Genomic DNA, 16,026 nt, shown 5'->3' with positions numbered 1-16,026 from the left:
GTTCTTCAAGCTGCGAACTGGTTCATCGTATTGTGGCTGCCGCCAGCCTTCAGTGCTGCTTCCCCGGCGAAATATTCCTTGTGATCATCGCCAATGTCGCTGCCCGCCATATTCTGGTGCTTAACGCAGGCGATGCCTTCGCGGATTTCGCGGCGCTGGACGCCCTCGACATAGCCGAGCATCCCGGCGTCGCCGAAATATTCCCGCGCCAGATTGTCGGTCGACAGCGCAGCCGTGTGATAGGTCGGCAGCGTGATGAGGTGATGGAAGATACCCGCCCGCGCTGCGGCGTCCTTCTGGAAGGTGCGGATCTTCTCGTCAGCCTCGCGACCAAGATCGGTGGCGTCATAGTCCGCGCTCATCAACCGGGCGCGGTCATAGGCGGAGATGTCCCTGCCCTCTGCCTGCCAGTTGTCGAACACCTGTTGGCGGAAGTTCAGCGTCCAATTGAAGCTGGGCGAGTTATTGTAGACCAGCTTGGCGTTCGGGATGACCTCGCGGACGCGGTCCACCATGCCCGCAATCTGTTCGACATGCGGCTTTTCGGTTTCGATCCAGAGCAAGTCCGCTCCATTCTGAAGCGAGGTGATGCAGTCCAGGACGACCCGGTCCTCGCCGGTTCCGGAGCGGAATTGGAAGAGGTTGGACGCCAGGCGCTTGGGCCGCAGCAGCTTGCCGTCGCGGGCGATGACGACATCGCCGCGCAGGGTCGATGGATCGGCGACCTCTTCGACATCGAGGAAGCTGTTATACTGGTCGCCAAGGTCGCCGGGCTCGCGGCTGAAGGCGATCTGCTTGGTCAGGCCCGCACCCAGCGAATCGGTGCGCGCGACGATGATGCCGTCGTCGATGCCGAGTTCGAGGAAGGCGTAGCGGCAGGCGCGAATCTTCGCGAGGAAGTCCTCGTGCGGAACGGTGACCTTGCCGTCCTGATGGCCGCACTGCTTTTCGTCCGAAACCTGATTCTCGATCTGGAGCGCGCAGGCGCCAGCCTCGATCATCTTCTTGGCGAGCAGATAGGTTGCCTCGGCGTTACCGAAGCCTGCGTCGATGTCGGCGATGATCGGGACGATGTGGGTTTCATGATTGTCGATCGCGTTGGTGAGGCGATGGACCTCAACCTCGTTGCCCGTCTCGCGCGCTTTGTCGAGATCGCGGAACAGCATGCCGAGTTCCCGGGCGTCGGCCTGACGCAGGAAGGTGTAGAGTTCCTCGATCAGCGCGGGGACGCTGGTCTTTTCGTGCATCGACTGGTCGGGCAGCGGACCGAATTCAGAGCGCAGTGCCGCGACCATCCAGCCGGACAGGTACAGATATTTGCCCTTGGTCGTGCCGAAATGCTTCTTGATGCTGATCATCTTCTGCTGGCCGATGAAGCCGTGCCAGCAACCGAGCGACTGGGTGTAGTTCGCGGGGTCGGCGTCATAGGCGGCCATGTCGCGGCGCATGATCGCGGCGGTATAGCGGGCGATGTCGAGGCCGGTGGGGAAGCGGTTCTGGAGACGCATTCTGGCGACCGAATCGGCGGCGATGCCGTTCCAGTTGGGTTCTTCGCCCAACAGGGTGGAGGCGCGGGTGATTTGTTGGGCGTAGGTCATCTCGATTCCCTGAATGAATTGGCGAATTAAAAGCGTTTTGGGGGAGGATGATCCTTGGCGGGAGGGGGTGTGAGGTTCAGTTGTCGATCTTTACAAACTTTCTCTGTATAGTTGTAATGTCTGCACAGGAGCGCACGCGAACATGGCCAAGGATCGTCCCGTCTATATGGGGCCGCGCTTGCGGCGGTTGCGGCGGGAGTTGGGGCTGACGCAGTCGGATATGGCGGCGGACCTCGAAATCTCCGCTTCCTATGTCGCGCTGCTGGAGCGGAACCAGCGGCCTTTGACCGCCGACATGCTGCTGCGGCTGGCGCGCACTTACCGGATGGACATGAGCGAGCTGGCGGGCGACGGCGGCGCAGAGCAGACGGCGCGGTTGCAGGTGGCGCTGAAGGACCCGATGTTCGCCGATATCGACCTTCCCACGCTGGCGATGCAGGACGTCGCGATCAACTATCCGGGGTTCAGCGAAGCGCTGCTGCGGCTGCATACCGCCTATCGCGAGGAGCAGCTGGCGCTGGCCGACCGGAGCGGCGATCGCGCCGACGCACCCGACGAAGCGCCGGACCCGGCGGCCGAGGCGCGCCGGTTCCTGGGCGCGCGGCGCAACAGCTTTCCGCCGCTGGACGATGCGGGGGAAAGGATCGCCGCGCAGATCGAACAAGCAGGCGGCACGGCGGCATGGCTGAAAAGCAAGCACGGCCTGCGCATCCGGCGCCTGCCGCCTGATGTCATGGCGGGGTCGATGCGGCGGCTGGACCGGCATCGCGACGCGGTGCTGATTGACGATGCGCTGGACAGCGCGAGCACCGCCTTTCAGCTGGCGATTCAGATCGCCTATCTGGAAATGCGCGCAGACATGGAGTCGCTGCTGAAGGACGGGCAGTTTTCCAGCGCGAGCGGACGGCAACTGACCCGCCAGGGTCTCGCCAACTATGGCGCCGCCGCCATACTGATGCCCTATGGAGCCTTCGCCAAGGCGGTGGAGGCACGGCGCTATGACGTCGAAGCGTTGGCCCGGCAGTTCGGGACAAGCTTTGAACAGACGGCCCACCGGCTGACCACGCTACAGAAGCCGGCGCACGAACGCGTGCCCTTCTTCTTCCTGCGCGTCGACCGGGCTGGCAATGTCAGCAAGCGGCTGGACGGCGCGGGCTTCCCCTTTGCCCGCCACGGTGGATCATGCCCGCTCTGGTCGATCCATCATGTGTTCGAGCGGCCCGGCGAGGTAGTCACGCAATGGCTGGAACTGCCCGACGGACAGCGCTTCTTCTCCATCGCGCGGAGGGTGACGGCGGGCGGCGGCGGCTGGGGCGCGCCGCGTGTGGAGCGGGCGATCGCGCTTGCTTGCGCGGCGGAACATGCTCATCGGCTGATTTACACGCAGGGGCTGGGAGCGTCCGAGCCGACGCCGATCGGACTGACATGCCGCCTGTGTCATCGGAGCCAGTGCATGGCGCGATCCGCGCCGCCCATCGGCCGTGAAATGCTGCCGGAGGACTATCGCCGGGGCTATGCGCCCTTTGGCTTTGCGGACGGTTGAGCAGCGCCGCTGCGCGGGTAATTGGATGGGTTCAGCCTGCTGCCCGCGCTTGAGGCACCGCCAGGTCCACGGGCGTTGCAAGCCAGTCGAGAGCCTCCTGCTCAGTTTCGAAATAGCCGTAGGTTGTGTTCATATTTTGCAGCCGTCTCGTCTGCATGCGCAGGAGCACCGAAGGCGAAACTACGGCGATGCGGCCGGTATCCGAATCCTTGTGCCTGTAGGATAGGCGACCCAGCGCTTCGCTGACTTCGGGGGTATGGATTTCCGTGCGGCAGGTATTGACCAGGACGTCGCACGAGGGATCCGCCGCGCGGACTTCTTCCTCGAGCGCGCGGCCGAACTGATCGACCGCATCCAGATTCCAGAAGCCGTAAGTGGTGATACGTAGCAGCTTGCGATCGCGGTCATAGCCGACCTCGAAAAAGCCTTCCAACTTCTGCACAACCCCTCCTAATCCAGAAGGGCTTAGTTCAGTCCTCCTGCAAATCCAGCCAGGCAACCACGTCATTGTCCGTGGCGATGAACAGCCCATCCTGGATTTCCTGGGGCTGTTGCTGCGCTATATGCACAGCTTCGCTTAACGGGCCGTAAAAAAGGGTGGTCGCGGCACCGCCTTCTTCGCTGTCGCTTAGATGATAAAGGCGGACGGTGGCGGAATCATAGGTGCTGCGCATGGCGCCATTATCGGGCGGGGCAACCCGCCATGCAAGCGGGGGCCATCAGCGGCGATCGCTGACCTTGATACCGGCGCCCAGACGATTCGCGCCGATCTTAACCGCGTCGTCGGTGAAATTGGCGACGAAGCTGCTGCTGCGTTGCAAGCCGGGTACGAAGGATGCGCTGTTGCCAGCGATCGACAGGCCGCTGCTGTCATGTTCGCGCCCTTCCGGGGCGACGGTGATGAAGGCGCTGTAATTATCCTTGTCCCGGCCCTGCACCATTTCATTGCCGCTGATCTCACCACTCGCCCCGTTGGACAGGTCGATCATATAGTTGGTGAGGCGGCCGTGGCTGTCGTCGAAGCTGTTGCCGGTGATGGTGACGCGGGGCGTACGGGTTTTCAGATAATGGCCGCCATCGCCCTGATCGAATCGCGACCGCGTGATGATAAGTTTGCCATATCGACCGATATAGATGCCATGGGCACAGTCCAGATCGCGGTCGCACCGGCCAAGATGGCGGAAGGTGGATTTGTCGATCGTGACGCTGTTGCCCGGCGAGTCGCCGCTCAAAATCCCTTCCTCGCTGTTGCGGAAAAGGCTGTTGGTGACGGTGAGGTTGCCGCCCTCCAGCCGGATGCCCGCGCCATTGCCATCGGGCACGCGCAGATTCTGGAACACGATGCCGTCCACGCTGCTGGATCGGCCGCGCAAGACCAGTGCCGCCTTGCCTTCACATGGCATGCCGTCGAGGATGACACTGCCCGCCGTCTGGGCGCGGAAGGCGACGTCCCCGCCCTGCTGCACCGCGCATTGCGCATAGGTGCCGGACGCGATCAGGACCGTGCCTTTGCCATTGCCGATCGCGGCCACTGCATCTTTCAGCGAGGTGTAGCCGCGTCCGCTTTCGACCACCGTGAAAGGCGTCGGCATCCCCTGTGCCAGGGCAGCGGCGCCAGCGGCGGCGGAAACGAGCAGGATCGTCGAAAGGATACGCATATCTAAAGACATAGACGGTTGGGAAAGAGCGGCCAATGTGGAGTCGTGGTTAATGAAATCCTGTTCCGGGACAGAAATACCTTCTGCGGGTGAAGAAGAAGTAGAACCCTTCGACAGGCTCAGGGCGAACGGGGAAAAGTGATTCCGATTGAGCGATCACGCTCTAAAAGCTTCAACTTGAGCCTGATAAACCCTAAGCCTGTCATACGCATGACCGTGGCTGCCCCCCTGCTTCGATCGATGGCTGTCCTTCTGGGCGCGGCCGCGATGATCGCGGGCTGTTCGCAGGAGGCGAGCGGGCCGGTCGTGGTGAGCGTGATCGGATCACCCGCTGACTTCGCCAAGCCGATCGAAAACCTGCCCAATCCGGGCGCCAAGCTGATTCTGGAGGCGACGGCGCAGGGGTTGGTCGCCTTTGATGCGGGTGGTGAGATACTGCCCGCGCTCGCCCAGCGCTGGATCGTCGAGGAAGATGGGCGCAGCTATATCTTCCGCCTGCGACGCGCACAGTGGGCCGATGGGACGAAGGTGACGGCGAAAGATGTCGCCCGACTGTTGATGACGCGGATCGAGACATTGCGGCGGCTGGACCCGGACGGGCCGCTGGACGCGGTGGAGGCGGTCGTGCCGATGACCGGCGAGGTGATCGAGATCCGTCTATCCCATCCCCGCCCCTATTTGTTGCAGATGCTGGCGCAACCGCAAATGGCGCTGTTGTCGCGGCAGGGCGGCACCGGGCCTTACCGGCGCGAGCCATGGGGCAAGGCGCTGACGCTGACGCCGATCGACAAGGCGCCCAAGGATGACGATGGGGAAGAGGCGAAGGCGGCAGCGTGGGAGACACGCATCCTGCGCGCGGACAGGGCAGCGCTGGCCATCATTCGCTTTCGTGAAGGCAAGGCGGCGGCGGTGCTGGGCGGGCGGTTCGCCGACCTGCCGCTGCTGGTGCCGGCCGGGGTTGATCGCGATGCGGTGCGGATCGATCCGGTGCAGGGCCTGTTGGGATTTGCCGTGACCGGCAAGGGCAAGCTGCTGGACGATGACGGCGTCCGACGAGCGATCAACATGGCGATCGATCGCAATCAGTTACCCATCCTGTTTCCGCTAGGCGGATGGGCCATTACCGACAAGATCGTGCCCACGCAGATGGACCTGCCACGGCCGCCGACAGCGCCGGATTGGTCCGCCATGCCGCTGGAGGACCGGCGGGCGGCTGCCAGTGCGGTCATCACGCGGTGGCGCAGCGACAATGGCGAGGCTCCGCCGTTGCGGGTGGCGTTGCCGCAAGGGCCGGGTGCGACGAGCCTGTTCGCGCTGGTCCGCCATGACCTGGCGTTGATCGGATTGCGGGTCGAGCGGGTGGGCATGAAGGATGATGCCGACCTGCGGTTGATCGATGAAGTCGCCGCTTATGACAGCGTCCTGTGGTATCTCGGTCGCGCCGGGTGCGCGCGCAAGGTGCATTGCTCGGCAGAGGCCGATGCACAGTTGCGGGCGGCAAGCATGGCGGGCAGCGCGGCCGAGCGCATGGCGCGGGTGGCGCAGGCCGAGGCGCTGATGCAGGCGCATAACGGCTATATCGCGCTGGGCGCGCCGGTGCGCTGGTCGCTGGTGTCGCGGCGGCTGACCGGCTTCATGCCTTCGCCACGGGCGCGGCATCCATTGAACCATCTGTTCCGCAGCCCCAATTAGGGGGCAGGAGGAACAGCATGGCGTTATCGCAAGACCAGTTTGACCGTGTGGTACGTGACCTGCCGGGCTTTGGCCGCGACCCCGCTTCGGTGCGGCGGCGGATCGAAGCGATGGAGGCAATGCTGGAGGGGCTGTTCATCATTCCCGGTACGACCCGACGCGTGGGGCTGGACAGTCTGGTCGGCCTTATCCCGGTGGTGGGCGATCTCGCGACGGCCGCGATGGGCGCGTGGATCGTGTGGGAAGCGCGCAATCTGGGCATGCCGAAATGGCAGCTGGCGCGGATGGCGGCCAATGTGGGGTTCGACACGGTCGTGGGCGCGATTCCGTTCGCGGGTGACGTGTTCGACTTTCTGTTCAAGTCCAATACGAAGAACCTGCGCATCATCCGTCGGCATCTGGATAAGCATCATCCCTCGACGGTGACGATCGAGGGTTAGCTTTCAACCGGCCGGTATTTGCGCGTTGGGGTCGAGGTCGAGCTTCAACGCCGGGCGGCGTGCCGGAACGGCGCCGCTTTTCGGCGGCAGGATGTTGGGGCCGGGCTGGATGCGCAGCTTTGCCGCTGCGGGCGCGCCGCGCTGGCCGGTGGGGCAGCGGGCATAATCCATCGCACGATCCATGCAGAGCCAGATTTCGCTCAGCGCGCCGTCGCGCGTGGTCCTGATGCGGATCATGTCGGGGGTGAGCCCCTTGTTGGCGCGGGCGAACTCGGCGGCGAATTGCTTGACGGTCAGCGTCTCGCGGCGGGCGAGCAGGGTCATGTTGGGATAGCGGATGCCGTCGTAAAAGGCGCGGGCGAGGTTGAAATACAGCTCCGGCCGCGTCGTCATGCAGCTGCCATGCTTTGCCCATTCATGCTGGAGCAGTTGCGCGGACGGCGTGGCACAGAGGTTCTGGCGGATGACCTGCCGGGGCAGAAGATCGGCGGCGCGGCAATATTGCGGCCAGTCGCGCCCCCTGCCTTCGGGCCAGAGGCCATGCAGGACGAAGCCGAACTTGCCGTTGCGACCGCCGCATTGGAAGGCGCTGTCCGGCCCGCGTGCTGTGGCGCAATATTGCGGCGACCAGCTGAGCGCGAGCGTGTAGCCGGTGATGGGCGGCAAACGGCGCGGCTCGCTGGTGGGCGGGAGTTCGAGGCGGGGGCGCGGCACTTGCTGCGGGATGGAGCAATAGGCCGCCTGCGCCAGCGCAGGGGCGGGCGCCGCAAGGAGCAGCAGGGCCGCGAGCCCTTTACGCAAAGGCGAAGTCCAGGCCGATATCGGCGGCGGGGGCGGACTGGGTCAGGCGGCCGACACTGATATAGGTGACGCCGGTTTCCGCCTTGGCCCGGATGGTCTGGAGCGTGACGCCGCCTGACGCCTCGGTCGGCACCCGGCCGCCGACGAGGGTGACGGCCCCGCGCAGGGTGGGCGCGTCCATATTGTCGAGCAGCAGGTGGGTGGCTCCGGCGGCGAGTGCGGGTTCGATCTGGTCGATGCGGTCGACCTCGACGATGATGTTTGCGATCCCGGCGGCGGCGGCGCGGCGGACGGCTTCCTCTACCGAACCTGCGACCGCGACATGATTGTCCTTGATCATCGCGGCATCCCACAGACCCATGCGGTGGTTGGTCGCGCCGCCCTGACGCGTGGCGTATTTCTCCAGCACGCGCAGGCCCGGAATGGTCTTGCGTGTGTCGAGCAGGGTTGTGCCGGTGCCCGTGATCGCGTCCACATAGGCGCGGGTCATGGTGGCAATGCCGGTCAGGTGCTGGACGGTGTTGAGCGCGGAACGCTCCGCCGTCAGCATAGCGCGGGCCTTGCCCCGGATGCGCATGATGTCAGTGCCCGGCGCGACGCGGTCGCCGTCCTGGCGGAGCAGCGCGATTTCCACATCCGGGTCGAGCGCGCGGAAGAAGGCGGCGGCTATGGGGAGGCCCGCCAGCGTCACCGCGTCGCGGCTGTCCATCACGCCATCGAAGATCGCATCGGCGGGGATCACTGCCTCGCTGGTGACGTCGCGGCCGTCGGGGCCGAGGTCTTCGGCAAGGGTTGAGGCGATGAAGGCGTCGAGATCGAAGCCGGGCAAGGTGAAGGTCATGGGCGCTCTTTGTGCATTGATCGAGATGGAATAGTAAAGGCTGGTGGCGCTCACCGCTTGGTCATCCCGGCCCTGAGCCGGGATCCCGCTTTCGCACGATTGAACGTTAAGCGGGACCCCGGGTCAAACCCGGGGTGACGGAGAAAACGGGTTACGCTTCAGCGATTGCCCACATCGCCCTTCCCTACCGTGCCGCTGGCCAGTTCCAGCATGCGGTCGAGGCTCTTCTTAGCGGCGAGGCGGAGGCCTTCTTCCATTTCGATGCGGGGCTGGAGGTCGCGGAGGGCGAGGTACAGCTTTTCCATCGTGTTGAGCGCCATGTATGGGCAGACATTGCAGTTGCAGTTGCCGTCCGCGCCGGGTGCGCCGATGAAATTCTTGTCCGGCACCGACTTGCGCATCTGGTGGATGATGTGCGGTTCGGTCGCCACGATCAGCGTGTCGCCGGTCATCGTCTTGGCATATTGCAGGATGCCGCTTGTGGACCCCACATAATCGGCATGATCGACGATATAGGGCGGGCATTCGGGATGCGCGGCGATGGGCGCTTCGGGATGCTGGGCCTTGAGCTTCAGCAATTCGGTTTCGCTGAACGCCTCGTGAACGATGCAGACGCCGGGCCAGAGCAGCATGTCGCGGTTGAACTTGCGCTTCAGGTAGCCGCCCAGATGCTTGTCGGGGCCGAATATGATCTTCTGGTCGCGGGGGATTTGGGAGAGGATCGTTTCGGCGGACGAGCTGGTGACGATGATGTCGGACAGCGCCTTCACCTCGGCCGAGCAGTTGATGTAGCTTAAGGCAATGTGATCGGGATGCGCTTCGCGGAACGCCTTGAACTGGGCGGGTGGGCAGCTGTCCTCAAGCGAGCAACCGGCGTCCATGTCGGGCAGGACGACGATCTTTTCGGGGCTTAATATCTTGGCGGTCTCGGCCATGAAGCGCACGCCGCAGAAAGCGATGACGTCGGCGTCGGTTTCCGCTGCCTTGCGGGACAGTTCGAGGCTGTCGCCGACAAAATCGGAGAGGTCCTGAATTTCGGGCTTTTGATAATAATGGCCCAGGATGACGGCGTTGCGTTCCTTGCGCAGGCGGTCGATTTCCGCGCGCAGGTCGATCCCCTGCGGGATTCCGGTGATGGCGTTCATGTCCCTACTCCTCACGGGCCTTTGCCGCGCCCCTAGCGGGCGGCGCGGCGGTTGGCCAGTAGCTGTTGTCCCTTAACGCAGTTGCCAGCGGCCGTCCCCTGCCGCCTCCGCCACGCCCCGTCCGTCCAAGTCGATGAGATGGGCAAGGACCGAGCGGCCAGCGGCGGGATGGAGGCGCGGATCGATGCCCTTGTACATCTCCGCCACCATCGCCGGGATTTCGGACGCGCCGTTGCGCTCAAGGAAACGCATGATCTGCCCTTCCCGCTGCTTGCGATGCCCCATCATGCCGCGCACCAGACGGCGCGGATTGGGCACGGGATCGCCATGGGCGGGATAGTAGATCGCGTCCTCCCGATCGAGCAACCGCTGCATCGATCGCATATAATCGGCCATGTCTCCGTCCGGGGGCGAGATGACGCTGGTGGACCAGCCCATGACATGATCGCCGGTGAAGAGGGCATTTTCCTGCAACAAGGCAAAGCAGAGATGGTTCGAAGTATGGCCGGGCGTGGCGACGGCTTCGAGCGTCCAGCCCTCGCCCGCAACCTGTTCGCCGTCGGCAAGGATGCGGTCGGGAGAATAGGACGGATCGAAGGCAGCATCGGCGCGCGGGCCGTCATCGTCCAGCACCAGCGGCGCGCAGCCGATGATGGGCGCGCCGGTCTGCACCGAGAGCGGCGCGGCGGCAGGGCTATGGTCGCGATGGGTATGGGTGCACAGGATTGCGCGCACGGGGCGGTCTGCGATCGCGGCGAGCAGCGCGGCCAGATGATCGGGATCGGCGGGGCCGGGATCGATGACCGCCACGTCGTTTGACCCGACCAGATAGGTCTGGGTGCCCGTATAGGTGAAGGGCGATGGATTGGGCGCAAGAACACGGCCGATGCGCGGCGAGATTTGCAGCAGCGTGCCCGTGGGCATGTCGGCCATGTCAGGTGCGGTTGCCATGCGCCTCATGTGCCCATCTGGGCGGGATTTTCAAGAGCCGGTTGATCGGGGGATTCCGTTTGGGCGAGGCTTCGCCTAGACTCCGGGTCATGAGCGCGAGCAGGGATCTTGTGGAGGCATGGCGGCAGCATCTGGCGCTGGACCGGCGGCGTTCGACGCATACGGTGCGCGCCTATATGGCGACGGCGGAGCGGTTGATCGCTTTCCTGACGGAGCATCGCGGGGAAGCGGTGACGGCGGCGGGCTTGGCGCGGGTGGATCAAGCCGACCTGCGCGCCTTCCTGACGGCGCGGCGGATGGACGGGATCGGCAATGGATCGGCGGCGCGGGAATTGTCGGCGGTGCGCGGGTTCCTGAGGTTCGTCGGCGGCGAGGATGCGCGGGTCCCGGTGCTGAAAGGCCCCAAGGTGAAGCGGGGTCTGCCCCGGCCGATCTCGCCCGATGAAGCGGTGGCGCTGGCGGGAGAGATTGCGGAGACGGCGCGGGAGGGATGGATCGGTGCGCGCGACTGGGCGGTGCTGCTGCTGCTCTATGGCGCGGGGCTGCGGATCGGCGAGGCGATGGGGCTGATGGGCGATGTGCTGCCGCTGGGCGATACGCTGCGGGTGACGGGCAAGCGGGGCAAGACGCGAATTGTGCCGCTGCTGCCGCAGGTGCGGGCGGCGATCGAGGCTTATGTGGCGGTTTGTCCTTATCCTGTGGAGCGGGATGAAGCGCTGTTCCGGGGGGCGCGGGGCGGTCCGTTGTCGGCGGCTTTGATCCGGCGCGCGGTGCAGGGTGCGCGAGGAAGGCTGGGGCTGTCGGATCGGACGACGCCGCATGCCTTGAGGCACAGCTTTGCGACGCATTTGCTGGGGCGCGGGGCGGATTTGCGGTCGTTGCAGGAACTGCTGGGGCATGCGAGCCTGTCATCGACGCAGATTTATACGCAGGTGGATGCGGCGCATTTGCTGGATGTTTATCGGAATGCGCATCCTCGGGCTTGAGGTGGGCGAGGCGCTGGAGGTGTATTCCCCTCCCGCTTGCGGGAGGGGCCAGGGGTGGGCGCGAGCGTAGCGAGCTTCCGGCGGTGCTGTTGTAGAAAAGCTTGGACGTTGCGCCAGCCCACCCCCTAACCCCCTCCCGCCTGCGGGAGGGGGAACAAACGACTGTCAGCCTCTCGGCTTCCAGGTTGCCAAGCGCCAGAGGTAGAGCGCGATTGCCCCGACCACGCACGCCGTCGCCACAGGCCCCACATATTTGTCGATATCGCGGAAATTCTGGCCGAGGACATAGCCTGCATAGGCAAGGATGATGTTCCAGATCAGCGCCCCGCCAGCCGTCCAGGCGAGGAATTTCACATGCCCCATGCGGAACAGCCCGGCGGGCAGCGAGATCATGGTGCGGAAGGCGGGCAGGAAGCGGAACACGAACACGACGATCTGGCCATATTTGCCGAAAATATGGTCGAGCGCCTCGACATTCCGCCATTCCAGGGTGGCCCAGCGGCCATAGCGGTCCACCAGCGGCTTGAGCCGTGCGAAGCCCAATATGTGGCCGACCAGATACCAGAAATAATTGCCCACCGTGGTGCCCAGCGTTCCCACGAGCAATAGCCACTCCATCGCCATGCGGCCCTGACCCACGCGGATGCCGCCGATTCCCATGATGAGTTCGGACGGAATCGGGGGAAAGACATTTTCCAGCACCATGAGGGCGAAGATGCCCCAATAGCCGCCCGCGTCGATGAGATGGAGGACCCAGTCAGTCACTTTTCGTCATTCCAGCCAAAGCTGGAATCTCTTTTGGAGGACACGGCTTGGGGCACCAGGTCCCAGCTTCCGCTGGGATGACAGTTCGGAACCGCGCGGAGTGGCTCAAGCATCAACCCTTGCCGCCAGGCGGGCGTCGATCGCATCCCAGATCATGGCGCCTGTGTCGGTGCCGTTAAAGGCGTCGATCGACACGATTCCCGTGGGCGAGGTCACGTTGATTTCCGTCAGCCATTCACCGCCGATCACGTCGATGCCGACGAACAAAAGGCCGCGCTGCTTGAGTTCCGGCCCCATGGCGGCGCAGATTTCCAGCTCCCGGTCGGTCAGCTCCGTCTTGGCGGCCGATCCGCCCACCGCGAGGTTGGAGCGTATCTCGCCCGCGCCCGGAATACGGTTGATCGCGCCTGCGATTTCACCGTCGATCAGGACGATGCGCTTGTCGCCTTGCGCCACGCCGGGGATGAAGGCCTGAACCATGAAAGGCTCGACCCACGAAGCGTTGAACAGTTCCACCAGCGCCGACAGGTTGGCGCCGGATTGCCCGACATGGAAGACCGCGTTGCCAGCATTGCCATAGAGCGGCTTCACGACGATCTCGCCATGTTCGGCAAGAAAGCTCTTCACTTCGGCCAAATCGCGGGTGATCATCGTGGGCGGCATGAACCGCGCATAGTCGAGCACGAACAGCTTTTCGGGCGCGTTTCGGACGGACGCGGGATCGTTCACCACCAGCGTTTCTTCCTGCACCCGCTCCAACAAATGGGTGGCGGTGATATAGCTCAGGTCAAAGGGCGGGTCCTGCCGCATCAGCACAACATCGACGTCGCGGCCGAGGTCCAGCAATTCGGGCTCGCCAAGGGCATAATGATCGCCTTTGACCTTCTGCACCTTCACGGGACGCGCCTTCGCCAGCACGCGACCGTCGCGATAGGTGAGGTCGGGCGCTAGATAATGATAGAGCCGATGCCCCCGCGCCTGCCCCGCCAGCATGATGTGGAAGGTGGAATCGCCCGCGATGTTGATCCCTTCCATCGGGTCCATCTGCACGGCGACGGTGAGGGGGTTGAGCTCAGTCATTTCCAATCCTTGTTCCGGGGGTGGAACAGATTACCCCCCATGCCAGACATTCGCCAGATGGCGCGGCGGACGCCCCGGCGCAAGGAGGATCACGTCGATCCGCATGTCGTCGCCGGGTTTGGCGAGATCGTAGAACAGCATTTCGGCGGCGGACGCGACGCGGGACAGGCGCCGTTCGTCTATCGCGAGGTCGAGGTCTGCGGCGGTGGCGCGGGCCTTTACCTCGACAAAGGCGAGCATTGCGCCGCGCCTTGCGACAAGGTCTACCTCTCCGGCGGGCGTGCGCAGGCGGCGGCCGACAATCTGCCAACCTTTAAGGCGCAGCCACCATGCGGCGATCCGCTCCGCCTGCCGTCCGCGTTGTTCGGCCTGTTGGCGCTTCATCCTTTCAGTTCCAGCGCGCGGTCGTAAAGGGCGCGGCGGTCGAGGCCGAGTTTCTTGGCGACTTCCCCGGCCGCCTTGGAGACGGGAAGGCGCTGCATCGCTTCGAGGAGGGCGGCGTCGGCGTCTTCGGCGCTGGCGGGGGGCGCTTCGCCGGGCGGACCGACGATGACGACGATCTCTCCCTTGGGCGGGGCGTCGGCGTAGCGGGCGGAGAGTTCGCTCAATGTGCCGGTGCGGGTTTCCTCAAATGTTTTGCTGATTTCTCGGCTGACGGCAGCTTCGCGGTCGCCTAGCCCCTCGGCCATCGCGGCGAGGCTTTCCGATAGGCGCGGGCCGCTTTCGTAGAAGATGAGCGTGGCGCGCAGGGCGGCGACTTCAGCAAGGGCGTCGGCGCGGGCCTTTTGCTTTGCGGGGAGGAAGCCCATGAAGAGGAAGCGGTCGGTGGGAAGCCCCGACAGGGTAAGCGCGGCGATGGCGGCGCTGGGGCCGGGCAGCGTTATGATGTTGCGACCGGCGGCGCGCGCGTCACGGACCAGCTTGTAGCCGGGGTCGGAGATGAGGGGCGTTCCGGCGTCCGACAACAGCGCGACCGATTCGCTCGCCATCCGCTCGATCAGGCGAGCGCGGACGCCTTCGGCGCTGTGGTCATGATAGGGGATCATCGGGCGATCCGACCCGGCATGGCGCAGCAGACGTGCGCTCACCCGTGTATCTTCCACGGCGATCACATCGGCAAGGCGAAGGACTTCCGCCCCGCGCGGGCTAAGGTCTCTAAGGTTGCCGATCGGCCCCGCAACGATGTAAAGCCCGGGCTTAAGCCCCGAAGTTGTATCTTCCATAAGGACGCCAAATGACAGAGACGGATGCCCTCCGGCAAGCGGACATGTTCGCTGCAATGAAGCGCGGTGCGCGTATCCTGTTCGCCGCCAGCGCATTGCTGTTGGCCGCCTGTCAGTCGATCGTGCCGCGTGGACCCGGCCCGGTGCGGCCGACGGAGCCTGTTCCCGGTGGTCCCGACGTGACGCAGGGCCTGCCCACCGACACGCTGCGCCATCGCGTCGCGCTGCTGGTGCCGATGAGCGGTCCTAATGCTGGCGTCGGCCAGTCGATCGCCAATGCGACGACGCTCGCCCTGCTGGATACCAAGGCCGACAAGGTGCGCATCACCACCTATGACACCAGCATGGGCGCAGCGGCGGCGGCGAACAAGGCGCTGGCGGAGGGCAATCGCCTGATCCTAGGCCCGCTGCTGGCCGAAGATGCGCGGGTCGTGGGGCCGATCGCGGCGCGGGCGAACGTGCCGGTCATCAGCTTTTCCAACGATGTGAGCGTTGCCGGGAGCGGCGTCTACATCATGGGCTATAACCCCAACCAGTCGATCGAGCGCGTGGTCGAGTTCGCCAAGGGCAAGGGGCTGTCGAAGTTCGCCGCGCTGGTGCCCAAGGGCACGTATGGCGAGCGGTCGGGCACATCGCTGCTGCGCGCGGTCGAGGGCGTGGGCGGGACGGTCGTGTCGATGCAGACGTTCGACCGGACGCCTGCTTCGATGACGGCAGCGGTCAAGAAGTTGCAGGCGTCGTCCAGCTATGACGCGCTGCTGATCGCTGACAGCGGGCGCGTGGCGTTGCAGCTTGCCCCGATCGTGCGGAAGAATGGCGGCGCGACGGCGCGGCTGCTGGGGACTGAACTGTGGAATACGGATCGCGGGCTGGCGTCCGCTCCGGCTTTGCGGGGCGCATGGTTCGCCAGTGTGTCGGACGGGCTGTATGGGCAATTGGCGGGGAAGTATCGGGCGCGTTATGGCAGCGCGCCGTTCCGCCTGTCGGCGCTGGGTTATGACGCGGTGCTGCTGACCGTGCGGATTGCGCGGGATTGGAAGCCGGGGACGGTGTTCCCGACGGCACGGCTGCGCGATTCGGGCGGCTTTTCCGGCATTGATGGCGCGTTCCGGTTCGGGCGCAGCGGGATTGCCGAGCGGGCGCTGGAAGTGTCGGAGGTGGGTGCCGGGACTTATACGGTGGTGGCGGCTGCGCCCAAGGCTTTTGGGGAGTGATATAACCTCCGTTCGCCCTGAGCTTGTCGAAGGGCTCTTCTTTCTTCAAGGAAAGTAAGGGGCTTCGACAGGCTCAGCCCGAACGGTTG

General features: G+C 64.8%; 17 protein-coding genes. 5 read left to right on the top strand and 12 right to left on the bottom strand.

Features of this window, described 5'->3' with window-relative positions:
- Nucleotides 1-5 precede the first annotated feature (5 nt).
- On the bottom strand, nt 6-1,598 hold the full coding sequence (locus ACZ5TB_RS00595) for an isocitrate lyase (protein ID WP_464791628.1): 1,593 nt from the start codon (nt 1,596-1,598) through the stop codon (nt 6-8).
- Between the two features lie 142 nt (nt 1,599-1,740).
- Here ACZ5TB_RS00595 and ACZ5TB_RS00590 point away from each other — a divergent pair, with 142 nt between their 5' ends.
- Nucleotides 1,741-3,141 carry a helix-turn-helix domain-containing protein gene (locus tag ACZ5TB_RS00590; protein WP_464778927.1) on the top strand — a complete coding sequence of 467 codons (1,401 nt, stop codon included), beginning with the start codon at nt 1,741-1,743 and terminating at the stop codon, nt 3,139-3,141.
- Nucleotides 3,142-3,172: 31 nt separating this feature from the next.
- Here ACZ5TB_RS00590 and ACZ5TB_RS00585 read toward each other — a convergent pair whose 3' ends face one another.
- The 3 genes from ACZ5TB_RS00585 to ACZ5TB_RS00575 are packed head-to-tail and all read right to left on the bottom strand — an operon-like array spanning nt 3,173 to nt 4,799.
- Nucleotides 3,173-3,583: an STAS/SEC14 domain-containing protein gene (locus ACZ5TB_RS00585; protein ID WP_464778926.1), complete on the bottom strand. Its 411-nt coding sequence runs from the start codon at nt 3,581-3,583 to the stop codon at nt 3,173-3,175.
- Between the two features lie 28 nt (nt 3,584-3,611).
- A complete protein-coding gene (locus ACZ5TB_RS00580) occupies nt 3,612-3,815 on the bottom strand; it encodes a hypothetical protein (RefSeq protein WP_196225314.1) in 204 nt (67 codons plus the stop codon).
- Nucleotides 3,816-3,860: 45 nt separating this feature from the next.
- Nucleotides 3,861-4,799, bottom strand: coding sequence for a right-handed parallel beta-helix repeat-containing protein (locus tag ACZ5TB_RS00575; protein WP_464791627.1), 939 nt, complete (start codon nt 4,797-4,799; stop codon nt 3,861-3,863).
- Between the two features lie 240 nt (nt 4,800-5,039).
- On the opposite strand from ACZ5TB_RS00575, the gene ACZ5TB_RS00570 reads away from it, so the two are divergent.
- Together ACZ5TB_RS00570 and ACZ5TB_RS00565 are read left to right on the top strand one after the other, a co-directional pair.
- Entirely contained in the window at nt 5,040-6,491 is a 1,452-nt protein-coding gene (locus tag ACZ5TB_RS00570; protein ID WP_464791626.1) for an ABC transporter substrate-binding protein, read from the top strand.
- Between the two features lie 17 nt (nt 6,492-6,508).
- On the top strand, nt 6,509-6,931 hold the full coding sequence (locus ACZ5TB_RS00565; RefSeq protein WP_464791625.1) for a DUF4112 domain-containing protein: 423 nt from the start codon (nt 6,509-6,511) through the stop codon (nt 6,929-6,931).
- Nucleotides 6,932-6,934: 3 nt separating this feature from the next.
- Here ACZ5TB_RS00565 and ACZ5TB_RS00560 read toward each other — a convergent pair whose 3' ends face one another.
- From ACZ5TB_RS00560 to ACZ5TB_RS00545, 4 genes are all read right to left on the bottom strand, one after another.
- Entirely contained in the window at nt 6,935-7,732 is a 798-nt protein-coding gene (locus tag ACZ5TB_RS00560; protein ID WP_464791624.1) for a ribonuclease T2 family protein, read from the bottom strand.
- Nucleotides 7,725-8,573, bottom strand: a complete 849-nt coding sequence (gene nadC, locus ACZ5TB_RS00555; RefSeq protein ID WP_464792449.1) for a carboxylating nicotinate-nucleotide diphosphorylase — start codon at nt 8,571-8,573, stop codon at nt 7,725-7,727. Before nadC ends, ACZ5TB_RS00560 begins: the two co-directional genes overlap by 8 nt.
- A gap of 158 nt (nt 8,574-8,731) precedes the next feature.
- Nucleotides 8,732-9,718, bottom strand: a complete 987-nt coding sequence (gene nadA, locus ACZ5TB_RS00550) for a quinolinate synthase NadA (RefSeq protein WP_464791623.1) — start codon at nt 9,716-9,718, stop codon at nt 8,732-8,734.
- A 72-nt stretch (nt 9,719-9,790) separates the two neighbouring features.
- The gene (locus tag ACZ5TB_RS00545) at nt 9,791-10,669 is read right to left on the bottom strand and encodes an MBL fold metallo-hydrolase (RefSeq protein ID WP_464791622.1); all 879 of its coding nucleotides are present in this window, start codon (nt 10,667-10,669) and stop codon (nt 9,791-9,793) included.
- Nucleotides 10,670-10,758: 89 nt separating this feature from the next.
- Here ACZ5TB_RS00545 and ACZ5TB_RS00540 point away from each other — a divergent pair, with 89 nt between their 5' ends.
- Nucleotides 10,759-11,655, top strand: a complete 897-nt coding sequence (locus ACZ5TB_RS00540) for a tyrosine recombinase XerC (RefSeq protein WP_464791621.1) — start codon at nt 10,759-10,761, stop codon at nt 11,653-11,655.
- 165 nt (nt 11,656-11,820) lie between these two features.
- Here ACZ5TB_RS00540 and ACZ5TB_RS00535 read toward each other — a convergent pair whose 3' ends face one another.
- The 4 genes from ACZ5TB_RS00535 to rsmI form a co-directional block, all read right to left on the bottom strand.
- Nucleotides 11,821-12,420, bottom strand: coding sequence for a DedA family protein (locus ACZ5TB_RS00535; protein WP_464778918.1), 600 nt, complete (start codon nt 12,418-12,420; stop codon nt 11,821-11,823).
- A gap of 105 nt (nt 12,421-12,525) precedes the next feature.
- The gene (gene gshB, locus ACZ5TB_RS00530; RefSeq protein ID WP_464791620.1) at nt 12,526-13,500 is read right to left on the bottom strand and encodes a glutathione synthase; all 975 of its coding nucleotides are present in this window, start codon (nt 13,498-13,500) and stop codon (nt 12,526-12,528) included.
- 30 nt (nt 13,501-13,530) lie between these two features.
- Nucleotides 13,531-13,884, bottom strand: a complete 354-nt coding sequence (locus ACZ5TB_RS00525) for a YraN family protein (RefSeq protein WP_464778916.1) — start codon at nt 13,882-13,884, stop codon at nt 13,531-13,533.
- Complete coding sequence (gene rsmI, locus ACZ5TB_RS00520; RefSeq protein WP_464791619.1) at nt 13,881-14,723, bottom strand: 16S rRNA (cytidine(1402)-2'-O)-methyltransferase; 843 nt, start codon at nt 14,721-14,723, stop codon at nt 13,881-13,883. Before rsmI ends, ACZ5TB_RS00525 begins: the two co-directional genes overlap by 4 nt.
- A gap of 11 nt (nt 14,724-14,734) precedes the next feature.
- Here rsmI and ACZ5TB_RS00515 point away from each other — a divergent pair, with 11 nt between their 5' ends.
- Nucleotides 14,735-15,937 carry a penicillin-binding protein activator gene (locus tag ACZ5TB_RS00515; protein WP_464791618.1) on the top strand — a complete coding sequence of 401 codons (1,203 nt, stop codon included), beginning with the start codon at nt 14,735-14,737 and terminating at the stop codon, nt 15,935-15,937.
- Nucleotides 15,938-16,026: the final 89 nt, after the last annotated feature.

It is taken from the genome of Sphingobium sp. TomTYG74 (assembly GCF_055393875.1).
This window is presented reverse-complemented; position numbering and strand designations above follow the sequence as displayed.